16 protein-coding genes are annotated in these 16,819 nt (G+C 74.3%); 5 read left to right on the forward strand and 11 right to left on the reverse strand.

Annotated features, from left to right (window positions below; translation table 11 throughout):
• Positions 1–118 precede the first annotated feature (118 nt).
• The gene (locus tag OKX07_RS13535; protein ID WP_265628586.1) at positions 119–601 is read left to right on the forward strand and encodes a hypothetical protein; all 483 of its coding nucleotides are present in this window, start codon (positions 119–121) and stop codon (positions 599–601) included.
• Here OKX07_RS13535 and OKX07_RS13540 read toward each other — a convergent pair.
• The 3 genes from OKX07_RS13540 to OKX07_RS13550 form a co-directional block, all read right to left on the reverse strand.
• Positions 598–1,611, reverse strand: a complete 1,014-nt coding sequence (locus OKX07_RS13540) for a 7-cyano-7-deazaguanine synthase (protein ID WP_265628587.1) — start codon at positions 1,609–1,611, stop codon at positions 598–600. The genes OKX07_RS13535 and OKX07_RS13540 overlap by 4 nt on opposite strands.
• Positions 1,604–1,966 (reverse strand): 6-carboxytetrahydropterin synthase QueD, encoded by a 363-nt coding sequence (gene queD / locus OKX07_RS13545; RefSeq protein WP_265628588.1) that lies wholly within the window; start codon positions 1,964–1,966, stop codon positions 1,604–1,606. The genes OKX07_RS13540 and queD overlap by 8 nt, the downstream gene beginning before the upstream one ends.
• Positions 1,967–2,536: 570 nt before the next feature.
• Positions 2,537–3,529: a malate dehydrogenase gene (locus tag OKX07_RS13550; RefSeq protein ID WP_265628589.1), complete on the reverse strand. Its 993-nt coding sequence runs from the start codon at positions 3,527–3,529 to the stop codon at positions 2,537–2,539.
• A 164-nt stretch (positions 3,530–3,693) separates the two neighbouring features.
• On the opposite strand from OKX07_RS13550, the gene OKX07_RS13555 reads away from it, so the two are divergent.
• Complete coding sequence (locus OKX07_RS13555) at positions 3,694–4,254, forward strand: RNA polymerase sigma factor (protein WP_265628590.1); 561 nt, start codon at positions 3,694–3,696, stop codon at positions 4,252–4,254.
• Positions 4,244–5,626: a hypothetical protein gene (locus OKX07_RS13560; RefSeq protein ID WP_265628591.1), complete on the forward strand. Its 1,383-nt coding sequence runs from the start codon at positions 4,244–4,246 to the stop codon at positions 5,624–5,626. The genes OKX07_RS13555 and OKX07_RS13560 overlap by 11 nt, the downstream gene beginning before the upstream one ends.
• A 67-nt stretch (positions 5,627–5,693) precedes the next feature.
• On the opposite strand, the gene OKX07_RS13565 is transcribed toward OKX07_RS13560, so the two are convergent.
• The 7 genes from OKX07_RS13565 to OKX07_RS13595 form a co-directional block, all read right to left on the reverse strand.
• Positions 5,694–6,251: a hypothetical protein gene (locus tag OKX07_RS13565; RefSeq protein ID WP_265628592.1), complete on the reverse strand. Its 558-nt coding sequence runs from the start codon at positions 6,249–6,251 to the stop codon at positions 5,694–5,696.
• Complete coding sequence (locus tag OKX07_RS13570; protein WP_265628593.1) at positions 6,251–7,012, reverse strand: hypothetical protein; 762 nt, start codon at positions 7,010–7,012, stop codon at positions 6,251–6,253. The genes OKX07_RS13565 and OKX07_RS13570 overlap by 1 nt, the downstream gene beginning before the upstream one ends.
• On the reverse strand, positions 7,009–8,115 hold the full coding sequence (locus OKX07_RS13575) for a pre-toxin TG domain-containing protein (RefSeq protein WP_265628594.1): 1,107 nt from the start codon (positions 8,113–8,115) through the stop codon (positions 7,009–7,011). The genes OKX07_RS13570 and OKX07_RS13575 overlap by 4 nt, the downstream gene beginning before the upstream one ends.
• Positions 8,112–9,374: a hypothetical protein gene (locus tag OKX07_RS13580; RefSeq protein WP_265628595.1), complete on the reverse strand. Its 1,263-nt coding sequence runs from the start codon at positions 9,372–9,374 to the stop codon at positions 8,112–8,114. Before OKX07_RS13580 ends, OKX07_RS13575 begins: the two co-directional genes overlap by 4 nt.
• Entirely contained in the window at positions 9,371–10,135 is a 765-nt protein-coding gene (locus tag OKX07_RS13585) for a hypothetical protein (RefSeq protein ID WP_265628596.1), read from the reverse strand. The genes OKX07_RS13580 and OKX07_RS13585 overlap by 4 nt, the downstream gene beginning before the upstream one ends.
• Entirely contained in the window at positions 10,132–11,982 is a 1,851-nt protein-coding gene (locus OKX07_RS13590) for a hypothetical protein (protein WP_265628597.1), read from the reverse strand. The genes OKX07_RS13585 and OKX07_RS13590 overlap by 4 nt, the downstream gene beginning before the upstream one ends.
• Before the next feature lie 161 nt (positions 11,983–12,143).
• A complete protein-coding gene (locus tag OKX07_RS13595) occupies positions 12,144–13,361 on the reverse strand; it encodes an NADP-dependent isocitrate dehydrogenase (RefSeq protein ID WP_265628598.1) in 1,218 nt (405 codons plus the stop codon).
• A gap of 245 nt (positions 13,362–13,606) precedes the next feature.
• Between OKX07_RS13595 and OKX07_RS13600 the strand changes: the two genes are divergently transcribed.
• On the forward strand, positions 13,607–14,692 hold the full coding sequence (locus tag OKX07_RS13600) for an aquaporin (protein ID WP_265628599.1): 1,086 nt from the start codon (positions 13,607–13,609) through the stop codon (positions 14,690–14,692).
• A gap of 67 nt (positions 14,693–14,759) precedes the next feature.
• Here OKX07_RS13600 and OKX07_RS13605 read toward each other — a convergent pair whose 3' ends face one another.
• The gene (locus OKX07_RS13605; RefSeq protein ID WP_265628600.1) at positions 14,760–15,350 is read right to left on the reverse strand and encodes a hypothetical protein; all 591 of its coding nucleotides are present in this window, start codon (positions 15,348–15,350) and stop codon (positions 14,760–14,762) included.
• 136 nt (positions 15,351–15,486) lie between these two features.
• Between OKX07_RS13605 and OKX07_RS13610 the strand changes: the two genes are divergently transcribed.
• A complete protein-coding gene (locus OKX07_RS13610) occupies positions 15,487–16,740 on the forward strand; it encodes an NAD(P)/FAD-dependent oxidoreductase (protein WP_265628601.1) in 1,254 nt (417 codons plus the stop codon).
• The last annotated feature ends 79 nt before the right edge of the window (positions 16,741–16,819 follow it).

Below are 16,819 nucleotides of genomic sequence, written 5' to 3' on the forward strand. Positions count from 1 at the left end.
GGTCCGGGTCCGTGGCGTAGAACGACCCCGTGCCGGGCTTGTCGATGACCACCCCCCGGCAGCGGCGCCACTGCTGGGGCGCTGCCAGCGGCCCGAGAGTCGGCGCTAGGCTCGCACGATGGGACTTGAGGAAGACATCGCAGCGGCGAGGCGGCAGCGCGAGGCCGAGGCCTCCCTGGCCCGGGAGTGGGCCGACTTCTCGCCCTTCACGAAGAGCTCCCCGATTGTCGGCGATGCATCGCCGACGCTCAAGCCCATCATCTCGGAGGTTCTCGACCATCTCCGTTTCGACGAGGATGTCGTGGTCGACTGCGACCCCGAAGGGCTAATCCGCGTTCGCCAACCAGGAAATCGCCGTGCGAAGAAGCTGTTCGGCGGCGAAAAGCTGGTCAAGGAGACCGGAAACGCCAAGGCGATGATCATCCCGGTGGGCAGCCAAGGAAAGGACACGGACAACCTGGCGATCTGGATCCTGCGGGACGGACGCGTGGCCCTGGTAGAAAATGGGAGCACCATCTCGCCGTACCGCGAGGACAAGCTGGATGCAGCGAGTGTGCGCGCAGCGATCGTCGCTGCACTTGCGGGCGACCCGCGGTCCTAGGCCCCACCGACAGCCCTGACGAGCGCCTCCTCCAGGACTGCGAGCGACGGCAGCTTCTCGGTCACCGCGACGGACCCGTCAGCGCAGACCGCAACCTGCCACCTCACGCCGTTCGACACGCCTCTCGCGCGGACGTACTGCGCACTGCGACCTCCACGGATCTTCCATGCCGTCCGTCGTCGAACACGGAGGTGCGGAGCCAGTCGTTCGGTCCCCTCGGGGTCGACGTAGCGAAACCCCCGTTCCCCGTCGATCACGCCGCCGGCCGCGGCGAAGCGTCGGCCCAGGTCGTGGAGCTCCTCGGAGCAACGCCCGAAAGCAGGATGGCGTGGCGATCCGAACGACGCCTGCCACCGCTCGACCTCCGCGGGGCGCAGACCGTACCGGTCCCCCATCCTCGGTCCGACGTCGGCGCGAGAACGGCACGCCGGGCACGCCTCGCACGGCCGACCGCGGCGGGGTTCGCGGCATGACCAGCTCAGGTGCCACGGCGCACCCAGCTCGAAGCCCATCGCCGCGGCGGCCGACTTGTCCTCGACCGCCAGGAGGGGTGCGACGACGTGTGTCGGACCGCCGTCCAGAGGATCACGAAGACCGGCAGACAACGATCTCAGGTAGTCGGGACCACAATCGGCATACGGATCCGTGGCGAGCATCCCGAGGACGATGTCTGCTCCGCGCGCGTCGATCCCTATCGCTCCGATCGCGCTCATGAGGATCGTGTGCCCACGGATGAACATGCCGCGCTCAGGGCGGTACCCGTGGGGAAGACGCAGCCGGACCACGCTGAGCTCCACGCCGGCGAGCGCGCTCAGCCGTGCCGCGGCTCTCAACTCCTGACGATGGCGCTGGCCATAGTCGAGCGATACCGCGCGCACACGTCGGTAGTGGTCGAGCGCCCACCACAACGCCACGGTCGAGTCCAGCCCACCGGAGAGCATGACGACGGCCTCCGGCGACGAGATCGCGACCGCCGTCGTTCTGATCCTGGGGCCGTGGAAGCTAGACATCTCGGCGGTACGTGCATCCCGACGACCGGGTCTCCTCGATACGCACCCACGCGAGCTCAGGCAGTGCCTGATCGAGAGCGTCGAACACCCATCGCGCCAAGATCTCGCTCGTCGGATTGTCCAGCCCTTCGACGTCGTTGAGCAGATGATGGTCGAGCTGCTGACGGATCGGAGCGAAAGCAGTGCTGACCTCGGCGAAATCGCGCACCCAGCCGGCAGCTTCGTCGAGCTCCCCGCGCAATCCCAGCTCGATCACGTAGGAATGGCCGTGCAGCATGCTGCAGGGGTGGCCGTCGGGGACACGCGGAAGGCGGTGAGCCGCTTCGACCGAGAACCGCTTCGAAATCTCGAACACGTGCACCTCCTGCGGGGTGTCCGGTGGACTGGGCAGCCATAACATACATCGGCAAGGACTGAACGTAACCGGCCCCTTCATCCGGCGTGATGAAGGGGGTTGTGTGCGGGGTGATCACCGGTGATGTCCTGGGGAACGGGGTGACCGTCACCGGGACGTCCCGGTTCGCGGCGACCGGCGTCGAGGCGAGCACGCCGCCGATGCGGTCGACGACGTCACCCGCCCCCAGGCGAGGTGACGCACCCAGGCCCGCGATGACGACGGCAGACTCCGGCACGCCGAGGCCAGCTGCGATCAGTGAGGCAACGGCGCGGGCGTGTGCCGGCGCCAGTGGTGGCGCGACCCTCGGCGGTGCCGGCCGAGCTCGTCGTCCCCGTGACGTCGACCTGGCCGCGGCAGTCGGAGAGCGCGGCGACGACCTGCGCGACTGCGGTGCGGGCCTGCTCCGGGTCGACGAACGACGCCGACTCGCGTAGCACCCGATGACGGCGTCCGGCACCGTCGTCCACGACGTGGTGCGGGCGGCGGACCGAGCCGCCGCCCGACCACGTCGTCAGGCGCGGGGTGGTCTCAGAGGAGGCCGAGCGCGCGCACCGCCTCGCGCTCCTCGACGAGCTCGGCCACCGACGCGTCGATGCGCTCGCGCGAGAACGCGTCGACGTCGAGGTCCGGGACGATCGTGTAGACCCCGCCCGACGCGGTCACCGGGAACGACGAGATCAGCCCCTCGGGGACCCCGTACGAGCCGTCGGACACGACGCCCGCGGACGTCCAGTCGCCGGCCGGGGTGCCGTGCACCCACGTGTGCACGTGGTCGATCGCCGCGTTGGCCGCCGACGCCGCCGACGACGCCCCGCGCGCCTCGATGATCGCCGCGCCGCGCTTGGCGACCGTCGGGATGAACGTGTCGCGGACCCACGTGTCGTCGCCGACCACCTCGAGCGCCGGGCGCCCGCCGATCGTCGCGTGCGTCAGGTCCGGGTACTGCGTGGCCGAGTGGTTGCCCCAGATCGCGACCCGGGCGATGTCGTCGATCGCCGCACCCGTGCGCTGCCGCAGCTGCGCGAGCGCCCGGTTGTGGTCGAGGCGCGTCATGGCCGTGAAGCGGTCCGCGGGGACGTCGGGGGCGTGCGCGGAGGCGATGAACGCGTTGGTGTTGGCCGGGTTGCCGACCACGAGCACGCGCACGTCGGCGGCCGCGCCGGCGTTGATCGCCGCACCCTGCGGACCGAAGATGCCGCCGTTGGCGCTGAGCAGGTCACCGCGCTCCATGCCCTTGGTGCGGGGCCGCGCGCCCACGAGCAGCGCGACGTTCACGCCGTCGAACGCGGCGGTCGCGTCGTCGGTGATGTCGATGCCGTCCAGCAGCGGGAACGCGCAGTCGTCGAGCTCCATCGCGACCCCCTCGGCGGCCTTCACCGCGGGCGGGATCTCCAGCATCCGCAGCCGCACGGGCGTGTCCGGGCCGAGCAGCTGGCCCGAGGCGATGCGGAAGGCGAGCGCGTACCCGATCTGACCGGCAGCGCCGGTGACGGTGACGACAGCGGGCGTGGTGAGCGACACGGACGGGCTCCTTCGGTCGGCCGGCAGGCGGGCGTGACGCCTCGGCGTCACGCCCGCGTCGAACCTACCCGAGGCGCTCGTGCGGCGGGCCGTCGACACCGACCCCAACCCCGCACGCCACGAGGAGCGTTGACATGCTGTACCCGCACACCAGGAGGACGTTCGTGGCCAGACCGTGGGAGCTGCTGCTGGCGGAGGTCGCCCAGCAGCGGTGGCGGCGTCTCGTGACGCACGCGACGTTCGTGTCGGGGTCGTACTCCGACGCGCCCGACCTGGTGCAGGAGGCGCTCGTGAGCGCCTTCGCGGGACGGGCGCGGTTCGAGACCGCCGACCAGGCCGAGGCGTACGTGCGCCGGGCGATCGCGTCGCGCGCGGTCGACGCCTCCCGCCGCCGCACGCGCGAGCGCCTCGCTCTCGACCGGGCCGGTGCGCGGACCGGGGCGGTGGTGACCGACGAGGACAGCCTGCCCGGTGCCGACGTGGTCCGGGCGCTGGCGAGCCTGACCCCCCGCGAGCGCGCGTGCGTCGTGCTGCGGCAGATGGAGGACCTCTCCGTCGCCGAGACGGCCGCCGCGCTGGGCCTCTCCGAGGGCGCCGTGAAGCGGTACACCTCCGACGCGATCAAGCGGCTCGGCGCCCTGCTGGGCGCCACGTCACCGAGGCACGACCACGAGACCACGACCGTCGAGCCGACGGCAGGAACGGAGGTGCGCCGTGGCCGGTGACCTGGAGGACCTCATGGCACGCGCCGCCGTGGACGTCGAGGCGTCCGTGGCGCCGGTGCCGACCGAGACGCTGAGCAGGCTGCGCGGGGTCGTGCGCCGCCGCCGGCTGCGGCGGCACGCGGTCGAGTCGGTCGGCGCCCTGGCGGTCGTCGGCGCGGTCGCCGTCGCGGCGGTGCTGGGCGGGCAGCACGACCCTCTGCCTGCCGTCGACCCGACGCCCGCACCGACCGTGTCGGTGACACCCTCACCGACGCCGAGCCCCACCTCCACCCCGTCGCCCAGCCCCGGCGTCGAGGCCGCCGGGCCCGTGGTGCGCGAGGCGGAGATCGCCGACGCGACGGTGCTGGCGCGGCTGTCGGCACCACGCACGGGCGAGGTGTGGACCACGCCGCAGCGCGTGGACCCGCTGCTCGCGGCCCGCCCGCGCGAGGCCGCCGACGACTGGTACCTGGTCGGCCACCGGGGCGCGGCGGACATCTACGCGACGACCGGGTCCACGGCATCCTTGACGGAGGGGGAGATCTTCCTCTACCGCCTCCATGTCGCCCTCTACGAGCACGAGGCGGGCGTGCTGCGCCGCATCGTCTGCCCCAGCGCGCGGACGGGCGACGCCTGTAGCCCGAGGGCCCCCGACCCGGCCGTCGAGGATGACAGCGCGACGTTCTACGACACGCTCACGCCACCGCGGACCGTCCGGCTGCCCGGCGGCTACACCGTGCGGACGGGCGCGACCTGGACCACGGACGGTGAGCCGATGGGCGACATGGGGTGGGTCGTGCTCGGGCACGACGTGCGGCTGCTCGCCGACCTCGGCGGCGGCCTGCAGGTCGTCGAACGGACGGTCCCCGCCGACCCGGAAGCGCCGGAGGGGCTGCGGACGGTGCAGTTCGCGCTGCGACTCCCGTACGGCGCGCTCGTCGACCTGGCCCAGGCCGACGTGCCGGGGGGTGACAGCGCGACGATCACCTGGGACGACGGGGTGTCGCGGGCCGACGACTCGCCGTGGGACTCACGCACGGCGCCACCCGGCGGCCGCTCCTGCGGCAGCGGGATGTTCTCGGCCCAGACGGCCGGGTTCGACCCCAGCGCCTGGACCCCCGCGGGCAGGACGTCCGACGGACGAACCGTCTACACGCCCGCACCCGGCAGGCTGGAGCTCGCGACGGTCGTCTTCGACTGGCAGGAGAAGAACTCCCGGACACTGAACCCGGACGACGCCCTGAACGGCCTGGAGGGCGCCGACGCGTACCCGTTCGACTCGGTCGAGCAGCTCGTCGCCGAGCGCGCGCTGTTCGCGCTGCAGGGGCCGGGCGACGAGTGGCTGCTGGGGCTGCGCAACGACGCCATGAACACGGTGTTCGAGTGCGCCTGACCCCCGAAGCCCGCCCTCGGCCGGGCGACCGACCTGGGCCGTGGTCGCCCTGCGGTCACGCACCGCCTCAGCCGTAGACCCCGAACAGGTCCAGCCCACCGGCGGCCGCGCGCCGGACCGCCGCCACCAGCTGCAGCAGCCCGTCCTCGTCCTGCGTGCCCAGGTCACCCGCGTCGTCAGGCAGGCCGCCGGCCACCGCCGCCCGCAGCTCGGCGTTGCTCACCCACCCGACCGACGGGTACTCCCCCGACGACATGCCCGCCAGCTCCCGGTTGAGCAGGTGGCGCACCAGGTCCCCGCCCAGCGCCTGCACCACCGGCCCGGCCAGGAACGCACGGAAGTCCTCCCCACCCGACGACGAGTGCCCCAGAGCGCCGTACCAGTGGGTCGTCCCGTGGACCACGGCGACCACGTACGACGCCATCCCCGCGTCCAACGCCCCACCCCCCGCCCTCGCGGCCTGAGCCGCCGCGTGCGCGAACTCCGACCAGCGGCCGACCACCTCGTCGAGCAGGTCGTCGTCCCCCCGCTGATCCGCCACGTCCGCGCCGCTCAGCGTCGGCTCCCGCAGCTCCGCGACCACGCCGTCCACCGACCCCGCACGCAGCTCCAACGTGTACCCCATCAGGGAGCACCCCCCGCCCCGGCCGCGGCCACCAGCTCCCCCGGGACGGTGGCGACCCCGGCGGGCACGACCAGCCCTCGCCGCACGCCCGCGATGGCCAGCCCGGTGGACGGCCGGTCCAGCACGCCCGTCCACCGGCGCCGGTTCGCCGTGGTCGCGTGCGTCGTCGCGATCGCAGCGGCCCGCGCGACGAGAGCGTCGTCCAGGGCGGACTGGTCGCGACGCACGACTGCGTCCGCCAGGTCGCCCAGGTGGGCGAGCCCGGCCGCGACGGCAGGCGCGGTGCCGGGCGCTGCCGCGGCGTCGCGCAGCCGGGCCGCGCCGTCCACCGCCGCGGCGTCGTCTCCGCGGACGAGCGCACCCAGGGTGACCGGCAGCCAGTCCGCCTCCTGCGCCGGCGGTGGCACCGCGAGCGCGCCGACCCGCTCGGCCGCGTCGTCGTCCCCCGCGAGCAGCGCCGTCGCCACCCACCGCTCGACGTCCGCCAGCTCCACGGGGCGCCCGTGCGGTGCATCGAGCCCCGAGCGGACCAGCGCCGCACCCTGCGGCACCAGCGCCGTCAGCTCGTCGAGCGGGTGCTCCAGCAGCCAGCCCCAGGCCAGCGCCTCCCACATCCCGTCGAGCCCGGCGTTCACGACGCCGAGGTCGGCGACCCCCACGCGCGCCACGGTCGCGCGGGCGCGGGCCACCTGTTGCGTCACGTGGACGACGCGCCGCTCGGCGAAGGCGAGGTCGGGTCGGTGAGGGTACGGACGGGTCATGGGTGCGGCTCCTTCATGACGTGCTCCACCACGGTCTGGGGGTTGCCGTTCAACAGCTCGGCGCGAGGGCCGGTGCGCACCCCGACGTAGCGGACGCGATCTTCGGCGTACATCCGCTCGATGAGCTCACCGAGCTCGTTGCGGCCGTCCTGCAGCGGCGAGGTCGCCATGTCCCCGGCGACGTCCCGAGGGTACTCAGGGTGCGTCTGGTTGATCCTCTGGCCGGACCCGAGGACCGACGTGGACTCGCGGTCGATGTACATCCCGTTGCCCCCCTTGGCCTCGACGATGTGCAGGGTGTCCCCGTCGAAGTACACGACGTTTGTCACGTTGCGCCCGTTGAAGGCGACGGCGTGGTTCCATGCGACGCCGTCGTCCACCTGGGTGACGAGCGACTGGACCTGGCCCGACGACGTCGGCCTCAGGATGGTGAGCCGGGGGTCGTTGCCGACGTCCTGGAGGTACCGCAGGGCGCCGTCCTCACCGATCTGCTCCGACAGCGTCCGACGCGTCGACGGCGAGGTTCCCGGCTGCCGGTACTGCTGCACCCTCGGACCGGAGTACGGGTACGACGTCCCCCTGATGGGCGCGTGGCGTGGCGGGGTCGGAGGCGACCCCGGCGGGCGTGGCGGGGTCGGCGTCGGGACGCGCGGTGGCTCACCGCGGACGCGCGGCGGGGTCGTCGGAGGATCCGGCAGGCGGGTCGGCACGTCCGGCGCGACACGCGCGAGGCGCCCGAGCCCGCCGAGCGCTGCCAACCCACCGACCACGGGCAGCACGCCGAGTGCGCGTTCCCAGGCCGCCAGCTCCTGCCCCGTGAGCAGGTCCCGTCCCGTCGCCGCCTCGACAAGGCCCTTGACGGTGCCGACGACCGGCACGAAGTCGAGCACCATCGACAGCGCCGCGAGCAGGGCGAGACCGAACGCGGCCTCGACGGCCGAGTTGGCGACGCCGAAGCAGTCGGTGAACACCGAGCAGTTGTCGGCGGCCGCCGGGTGCGCGGTGAACACCTCGACGAGCGCGACCGTCGTCCACACGCCGGCGCCGAGCTGGAGCACGCGCAGCCGACGCCGCCACGGCGGGCGCAGCCGTCGGCCCGTCACCGCGGTCCCTCCGTCGGCGCCGGCTCGTGCGCCGGTGCGTCCTCGTCGGCCTGCGGCTCGCCGGGGAAGACCAGGAACACCACGAGCAGCGAGCCGAGGACGAACACGCCCAGAGCCGTGTAGCTGCCGATGACGTCGTTGGAGATCGCCTCGACGGCGACCCGCGAGACCAGCCACAGGAGGATGAGGCGCGCCCAGGCGGGCACGACGGACGCGACCCGACGCCAGCGCTCGAGCCAGGGCGGCGGCCGCGGCGCCGTGCGCACCAGCCGGATCCACAGCAGCAGCGCGAACGCCGCGATCCAGAGCCAGAGCTGCTCGAGGATCCCTGCCATCGTCAGCGTCGCGAGTGCCGACGTCGCCACGGCGGCTGCGATCCGGCTCCCGGCCCACGACCCGCGCGTCGTCGTGCGACCGCCGCCGCGGTCCGCGGCCGCTGCCGCGGCGCCGCCCGGGTCGCCGCTCTCCGCGGCGAGCAGCCGTGCCCGGACCGGTCCGGGCAGCATCGCCGCGCCGAGCCAGAGCTGCCGCAGGAGCGTGCCGACGACGGCGGCCGCGACCACGACGTGCCCGGTCTCCTGCAGCGTCGCGACCGCCTGGACCGTCGGCTGCCCGCCCGGCGCCGACCACGTGAACAGCGGCCGGACGAGCGTCGGCGCGGCGGCGACCCACGCGTCGGTGCCCAGCCAGGCGATCACCGTGACCAGGCCGCTGACCACCGGCCACGCCACCAGCGGCGGCACCTGCCGACGTCGGCCGACCGTCGCCACCACGGCGCGTGCGGCCCGCGGGAGCACGACCACGCCCGCGACGAGCAGCAGGTACGTGATGAGCCGCGGCAGCCACCCGTGCGCGACGGTCGCGAGCGGCCCGGTCCCGAGCACCCCGCTGAACCAGACCGAGGACGACGACGCCACGCCCGGGTACCGGTCGGCCGTGAGGAAGTCGCCGACGCAGAACGCGACGGTCATCAGGACGCCGAGCTGGCTCGAGAAGAACCCGACCCCCACCAGGACCGCGAGCAGCACGACCGACTCGGTGTAGACGTCGTCGTACCCGAGGCGGTCCAGTCCGACGACGAGCCCGGTGAGCACCGCGAACGCCGGCAGGACCGCCGCGAGCAGCGGCACCGTGACGACGACGTGACCGTCGCCGGCGATCCCGCGCGTGCTCGGCAGGCGCAGCATGAGCCGGCGCGGCAGGTGGACCCACTGCAGGTCGGCCCACCGCACGAGGCCCGTCAGGACGTCGGCGCTCATGCGGCGAGGCTCCCGCGCAGGTCACGCACGTCCCCGCGGCGCAGCAGCCACCGCGCCATGAGGGCCAGCGTGGTGCCGTAGACGACGTGCCCGAGCACCGACATCTGCGTGAACTCCGCCAGCGCGGCGATGTCCAGCCAGCCCGGGTACAGCGCGAGCATGAAGGCCTCCAGACCGAGCGCGTACGCGATGCCCACCCACACCGGGCGGCGGCCGAACCAGACCACGTAGGCGATGCCGAACGCGATGCCGTTGAGCAGGTGGAATGCGATGCCGGCGCCGAGGTGCAGGTCCTCGCCCGCCTCGCCGAGCAGTGCCTGGCCGAAGAAGGGGAACGCCTTGAACGGCGAGACGTGCCAGTCGACGAGGGTCGCGATGAGCCAGCGGCTGCCGTCGTACGCCGCCGTGGCGACCAGGCCCGCGGGGACGCCGACCCGCACCCGGCGCAGCCACGTCGCCCGGCGGACGGGGTCCGTGTGCAGGGCGGCGTACGTCACGAGCGTGCCGACGAGCACGAGGACCGCGAGGACGAGCGCCAGCGGCGCCCCCGTGAGGATGTAGACGACCAGGGCGGCACCGCTCGAGAGGAACACACCACCCGAGACGAGCACCGGCCACACGCGGCGCCAGGAGCCGGTGCCGGAGCCGGGGCCGGTGCCGGTGCCGGTGCCGTCCACGGTCCGGGTGGCCGCGGACGGCGCGGAGACCGCCGGGCGGTCCGCCGGGCCGGGCCCGAGCAGCGCGTCACGGTCGTCGCTCATCGAGCGAGCTCCAGGGGTGCGGTGGCGCGGGCGGACGCGGGTCCACCCTCGAACGCGGCGGTCAGGTCCAGGACGAGCGTCGCGGCGACCAGGTCCTCCGGGACGGCGAGCAGCAGCGTCACGTCGGTGCCGCTCACGCCCGCGTCGAGCACCGGCAGGACGGCGTCGCCCACGTCGAGCGACCACGCGGCGGTCACGTCCAGGCCGCGGGCGTCGCAGCACGGCTCGGTGATCGACCAGTCGGTCACCAGGATCGTCAGGTAGGCGGATCCGTCGTCCGACCAGCCGCGATCGGGGTGCCACGCACTGAGCGCGGCCTCGGCCACGGCGCCGGATGCGCGGGCAGGGTCGCCGGCCGGCAGCACGACCTCGACGGCGATGGGAGCACCGACGCCGACCGACGTGCGCTCCCGGTAGAGCACGGCCGGTGCGCCGGCCGCTCGCTCGCCCGTCACGAGGGAGATCCGTTGGACGCGGTCCTCGAAGAGGACCTCGAGCACGATGTCCTGCGCACCCTGCGGGACGGACGCGACGATCGCCGCACCGTCGGCGAGCGTGGCGAAGTCGGGGACCGCGAGGCGGACGCCGTCAGCGACGACGGTGGCCGTGCCGCGGGCCGACGGCGCGTCGTCCGGGCGGGTGACCGCGAAGGTCGCGACGACGAGCTCCTCCTCCGCGGGGGCGGCGATGCCCTCGACGCCCGTTCCCAGGGTCGGCGTCCGCCCCAGGCCGGTGATCCGCAACGAGACCGCCGGGGTGACGAGGCGCCCGTCGGCCGGCTCGACCAGCTCGAGGGAGGGGTCCGGCGGCAGCGCCGCGAGCACCCGGACGGTGCCCGGCGCGACGGGGTCGCCCGGCGGCGGCTCGAGGTCGCCGGTGGACGTCGGGGCGGTGCCACCGTCCGGCCGGACGAGGACGACGCCGTCCTCGAGGGCGCGGGTGTCGTCGACCCGGTCGAACGTCGGCTCGCTCGCGACGGCCTCGACGAGGGTGTCGCCCACCGTGAGCGGGACCTGGATCGTGGTCCAGAACTCCGTCGGCCCGGAGTCGCTCAGGAGGACCGGGCCGCACCAGACCCGCTCGGTGAACAGCTGGACCGTGACGCCGGCCCGTGTCGCCTCGCGTGCCCCGAGCCAGCACTGCGCGTCGTCGGACGTCGTGGCGCCCGACGTGCGCGCGGCGGCCGCGAAGGAGCGCTCGACCTGGGCGAGCACGCTCGCGGCGTTCGTGAGGACACGGCCGTTCTCCGTGCGCAGCCCGTCGGTGCCCAGCGTCGGCTCACCCGCGGGCGGGCGCGCGCCGTCCGGACGGCGCAGCAGGTGCTCGCGCAGGTCCGCGACCCCGTCGAAGCCGTCGAAGACCCCGGTCGCGCGCGCCCCGCCCTGCCCGTCCACGCCGGTGGACCACTGCGGCTCGTCGACCAGCCAGCGCTCGTCGTCCCCGGCCACCCCGAGGCGGACAGGCCCGCAGGCGACGCGAGGCCCCGCCGTCGCGGGCGCGCCGTCGGCGCGCGGCGCGAACCAGCAGCCGGCGCCGTCCGGGATCGTGCCGCCGTCGGTGGCGACGACCCGGCGCATCACGTCCGCGCCGTCCGCGAGGAGCGCCGCGGCGTTGGCGACCGGGGCGCCGCCGACGCTCAGGTCGGCCGGGGTGCCGCGGACCTGCCGCCAGGCGAACGCGCCGCCGAGGCCGAGGACCAGCACGAGGACCACGACGCCGGCGACCACCTGGACGCGGCCGATGCGGTGGACCGACGGTTCGACGGCCTGCGGGGGTGAGGTCACCCGGCGGACCGGCGTCGACCCGCCGAGGAGGTCGTCGGGGTCGGGTCCTGCCTGCGTCGTCACCGCGCCCCCGTCCGCCGACCGTCCGCTAAACGCCCGAGTCGCGGCGTGCGCCCGTCAGGCTAGCGAAGGAGCGCGTCGGCGCGCACCGTCCCTGTGGACGACGCACGACGGCGCCATCCTGTGCGGAAGGCGCCGTCGTGGTGCGAGCGGTGCTCGGCCGGTCAGGCCAGGCGCGCGGCCAGGTTCTCGTCGAGGGCCGCGAGGAACTCCTCGGTCGTCAGCCACGCCTGGTCCGGTCCGACGAGGGACGCGAGGTCCTTGGTCATCTTGCCGCTCTCGACGGTCGTGATGACGACGTCCTCGAGCGTCTCGGCGAACTGCGTGACCTCGGGGGTGCCGTCCAGCTTGCCGCGGTGCTTGAGGCCACCGGTCCACGCGAAGATCGACGCGATCGGGTTGGTCGACGTCGGCTTGCCGGCCTGGTGCTGGCGGTAGTGGCGCGTCACCGTGCCGTGGGCCGCCTCGGCCTCGACCGTCTTGCCGTCCGGCGTCATGAGGACGGACGTCATGAGGCCGAGCGAGCCGAAGCCCTGCGCGACGGTGTCGGACTGGACGTCACCGTCGTAGTTCTTGCACGCCCAGACGTAGCCGCCCTCCCACTTCATCGCGGCGGCGACCATGTCGTCGATGAGGCGGTGCTCGTACGTCAGCCCGGCCTCGGCGAACGCCGCGGCGAACTCGGCGTCGAAGACCTCCTGGAAGATGTCCTTGAAGGCACCGTCGTACGCCTTGAGGATCGTGTTCTTCGTCGACAGGTACACCGGGTAGCCGCGCTGCAGGCCGTAGGCGAACGACGCGCGCGCGAAGTCGCGGATCGAGTCGTTGAAGTTGTACATGCCCATGGCCACGCCGCCGCCGTCGGGGTACGTGACGACCGTCTGGTGGATCGGCTCGGAGCCGTCGGCCGGGGTGTACGTCATCGTGAGCGTGCCGGCGCCGGGGACCTTGAAGTTCGTCGCCTTGTACTGGTCGCCGTGGGCGTGCCGTCCGATGATGATGGGCTTGTTCCAGCCCGGGACCAGACGCGGGATGTTCGAGATGATGATCGGCTCGCGGAAGACCACGCCGCCGAGGATGTTGCGGATCGTGCCGTTCGGCGAGACCCACATCTTCTTCAGGCCGAACTCCTCGACGCGGGCCTCGTCGGGCGTGATCGTCGCGCACTTCACGCCGACGCCGTGCTCCTTGATGGCGTGGGCCGCGTCGATCGTCACCTGGTCGTCGGTGGCGTCGCGGTTCTCGATCGACAGGTCGTAGTAGCGCAGGTCGATGTCGAGATACGGGTGGATGAGGCGGTCCTTGATGAACTGCCAGATGATGCGCGTCATCTCGTCGCCGTCGAGCTCGACGACCGGGCCGACGACCTTGATCTTCGCCATGCGGGGCCTGCCTCCTGTGCCGTGGGTGTCGGGACGAGTTTACTCGACATCGAGATACTTCGGCCCGGGCGACGGCGCCCGTCACCCGCGTCGGGCCCACTTCCTGCGCGCGCACAGGGTGGGCTGGCATGCTGGGCGGTGCGTAGTTCGCCCCGTGTCGCCCCACCTCGCCCGGCCCGCCGGGCGCGGTGCGGCGGCACCGCAACCGACCGGTGGCTTCCCCCACCTCACACGACAGGACCGACATGTCCCAGCAGAACCCGCAGACTCCCGACGGTACCCCGGTGCCCGAGGACGACACGGCGACCCCCGCCACCCCTGCCGCGACGACGCCGCAGGAGACGGCCACGCCCGCCGCCGCGCCGGCGGCCGAGCCGGTCGAGGTGGTCGTCGTCGAGGAGATCGTCGTCGAGGAGGTCGTCGAGACGCCCGCCGCACCGCAGCGGCCCGCGCCCGTCGCCCTCGACGACGAGGACGACACGTACGTCCTGCCCGCGGGCACGGTCGTCGCCGCCGGGCCGGGCCTGGTCGCACGCCTCGGCGCCGAGGTGTTCGGCTCGTTCTTCCTGGTGCTCGTCGGCGTCGGCATCGCGCTGTACTCGGCGTTCAGCAACACCGGGGCCGGCCTCGGTGTCGCGCTCGGCTTCGGTGTCGCCGCCCTCGCGGGCATCGTCGCCGTCGGCCACGTCTCGGGCGGGCACTTCAACCCTGCGGTGACGTTCGGCGCCTGCCTCGCGGGCCGCACGCCGTTCCGCGACCTGCTCCCCTACTGGCTGGCCCAGGTCGTCGGCGCGGCGCTCGCCGCCGCCGTCCTGTTCCTCACGATCCCGTCGTCCCTGCCGGCCCTGGTCGCCCAGGGTGGCGAGGCGACGGTCCGCTCGTTCTTCAGCGGCACCGCCAACGGGTTCGGCGAGCACTCCCCGCTGGCCACGCTGTCCAGCGGCCAGGTCGAGTTCGGCCTCGTCTCCGCGCTGCTCGTCGAGGTCATCGCGACGGCCGTGTTCGTCGGCGTCATCCTGGGCGCCACCGACCGCCGCGCCAACAAGGCGCACGTGCCGTTCGCCGTAGGCCTGACGCTCACCGTCGTCCTGCTGCTGGCCATGCCGGTCACCAACGGGTCGATCAACCCGGCGCGCTCGCTCGCCGCCGCGATCTTCTCCGACAGCTGGGCGCTGCAGCAGGTGTGGCTCTTCTGGGTCGCGCCGCTGCTCGGTGCCGCCATCGCCGCACTCGTCTACCGCGCGTTCGCGGCCGAGCCCGTCGAGGACTCGCTGTTCGCCGAGGACGAGCTGTACGTCGCCGAGGAGGACGTGGTCGTCGTCGACCGCTGACCCTGAGCGACGAGAGGCCCCGGGAGCGCTGCTCCCGGGGCCTCTCGCACGTCGGCGGGGCGGCGGGTCAGCCGGCGGGCAGCACGGACGCCAGCACGACGAGCGTGATCGCCGCACCCACCAGGACGGTGACGTCGAGCGGCTTCGAGCGGACCGCGACCGCCACCGGGCCGGGCGGCCGTCCGACGGCACGGACCACGGCGTAGACCAGCAGCAGGGCCGCGAGCGCCATCGCACCGACCACGGCGTCCGCCACGAAGGCGGCCCCGACAGCGGCCCCGATGCCGGTCAGCGTCCACCAGAGCGAGGTGTTGCGGCCCGCGGCCAGCGACGCACGCGCGATGCTGCGCGGGTCGAGCGCCCGCTCCTCCGCGGTGATCGCGTCGTCGGGCGACCGCGGCGCGGAGAGGGCGACCGGCGCGGAGAGGGCGCCCGGCGCGGACGGGGGGACGACGGGCGCGGCAGGTGCGCCGGCGGCGGGCGGTGCCGGCGGGGCAGCCGGGGCGGCACTGCGGTGTGCCAGGGGCGCCGGGCGGACCTGGGGTGCCGCGGGGCTCGCGACGCGCTCGCCGGGGGTGCGCACCGTCGGGGGTACGGGCCGTGCGGGCCACACGGGGCCCGGGAGTCCGGCGGCGGGCGTGCGCGCTGGCGTCGACATCCGTGCGTGGCCTCCGTCCGCCTCGTCGAACCGCGCCGGCCCGGCACGACCGGACGGACCGCTCGCGGACGTGCGTCCAGCGGCTGCGCGCGGCGGACCCAGCGTAGCGCCGCGCGCTCCTCGTTACGGTGACCTCGTGACGTCCGACACGCTCCCTCCCGTCCCGCCCGCCGACGTGCTCGTCGTCGGCGCCGGCCTGGCCGCGCTGCGCACGGTGGCCGCGCTGCGGGACCACGGCTACGACGGCCGCGTGCGCGTCCTGGGCGCCGAGGGCCTCGCGCCGTACGACCGGCCGCCCCTGTCCAAGCACCTCTTGGACCGCCCGTCGCCCACGTGGCTCGCCGACGACCTGGGGCACGACCTGCACGCCCTCGCCGACGAGGTGCACCTGGCACGCCCCGCCCGGCGGCTGCACCCGCTCGCGGACGGCGGCGCGGTGGTGGGCACCGACGAGGGCGACGTACGGGCCGCGTGCGTCGTCCTGGCGACCGGCGCGCACGCCGTGGCCGTCCCCGGCTGGCAGGCACGGACGCTGCACACGGCGGCCGACGCCGACGGTCTGCGCGCTGCCCTGACGCCCGGCAGGCGGCGGCTCGTCGTGGTCGGTGCCGGCTGGATCGGTGCGGAGGTCGCGGGTGTGGCGGCCGCCGCCGGGCACGACGTGACGGTGCTCGAGGCGCGCGACGCACCGCTCGGCACGGCGCTGGGCGCGCGCATCGGCGCCCTCACCGCACCCTGGTACGCCGCGGCGGGGGTCGACCTGCGGACCGGCGCGCAGGTCGACCGCGTCGACGACGAGGGCGTGCACCTCGCCGACGGCACGCACCTGCCCGCCGACGCGGTGCTCGTCGCCGTGGGTGCCCTGCCGGCGACGGGGTGGCTCGGCGAGACGCTGCCGCTGCGCGGCCGGGCGGTGCCCGTGGACGCGTCGTACCGCGTGCTCGGCGCCGCGGGCCCGCTGCCGGGGCTGCTGGCCGTCGGCGACGTCGCCGTCCGCCGGTCCGCACGGCACGGCTGGGTGCCCGGCGGGCACTGGGACGAGGCGATGCACGGGCCGGACGTGCTGGTCCGGCACCTGCTCGGCCGGCCGCTCGACCGCCCCGAGCCCGCGCCGTACGTCTTCTCGACGCAGCTCGGTCACGACGTGACGATGTTCGGGCTGCCCTCCCCCGACGACGCGGTGCGCGTGCTGGGCGATCCCACCGGCGCCGGCTGGACGGCCCTGTGGTCCCGCGGCGACGTCGTGACGGGCGTGCTCGTCGTCGACCGCCCGCGCGACGTCGGCGCGGCCCGGCGCCTGTTCGCCCGCGCGGACCTCCCGCGCCTGGACCTGCCCCGGGACCCGGCCACCCCCCTGCCCGACGACCTGCGCACCCTCCTGCGCACCTAGACCCGGTGCTGGATTGCTCTCTCACCGCGAGAGAGCAATCCAGCCCACCCCCCTCACCCGCGAGAGAGCAATCCAGCCC

The sequence above is a fragment of the Cellulomonas sp. S1-8 genome (genome assembly GCF_026184235.1).
Classification (GTDB): Bacteria; Actinomycetota; Actinomycetes; order Actinomycetales; family Cellulomonadaceae; genus Cellulomonas.

What these genes read in the sequence shown, in the direction of transcription:
- OKX07_RS13535 (WP_265628586.1), top strand. Translation starts at nt 119, where the DNA reads ATGGGACTTGAGGAAGACATCGCAGCGGCGAGGCGGCAGCGCGAGGCC.
- OKX07_RS13540 (WP_265628587.1), bottom strand. Translation starts at nt 1,611, where the DNA reads ATGTCTAGCTTCCACGGCCCCAGGATCAGAACGACGGCGGTCGCGATC.
- OKX07_RS13565 (WP_265628592.1), bottom strand. Translation starts at nt 6,251, where the DNA reads ATGGGGTACACGTTGGAGCTGCGTGCGGGGTCGGTGGACGGCGTGGTC.
- OKX07_RS13570 (WP_265628593.1), bottom strand. Translation starts at nt 7,012, where the DNA reads ATGACCCGTCCGTACCCTCACCGACCCGACCTCGCCTTCGCCGAGCGG.
- OKX07_RS13580 (WP_265628595.1), bottom strand. Translation starts at nt 9,374, where the DNA reads ATGAGCGCCGACGTCCTGACGGGCCTCGTGCGGTGGGCCGACCTGCAG.
- OKX07_RS13585 (WP_265628596.1), bottom strand. Translation starts at nt 10,135, where the DNA reads ATGAGCGACGACCGTGACGCGCTGCTCGGGCCCGGCCCGGCGGACCGC.
- OKX07_RS13595 (WP_265628598.1), bottom strand. Translation starts at nt 13,361, where the DNA reads ATGGCGAAGATCAAGGTCGTCGGCCCGGTCGTCGAGCTCGACGGCGAC.
- OKX07_RS13600 (WP_265628599.1), top strand. Translation starts at nt 13,607, where the DNA reads ATGTCCCAGCAGAACCCGCAGACTCCCGACGGTACCCCGGTGCCCGAG.
- OKX07_RS13605 (WP_265628600.1), bottom strand. Translation starts at nt 15,350, where the DNA reads ATGTCGACGCCAGCGCGCACGCCCGCCGCCGGACTCCCGGGCCCCGTG.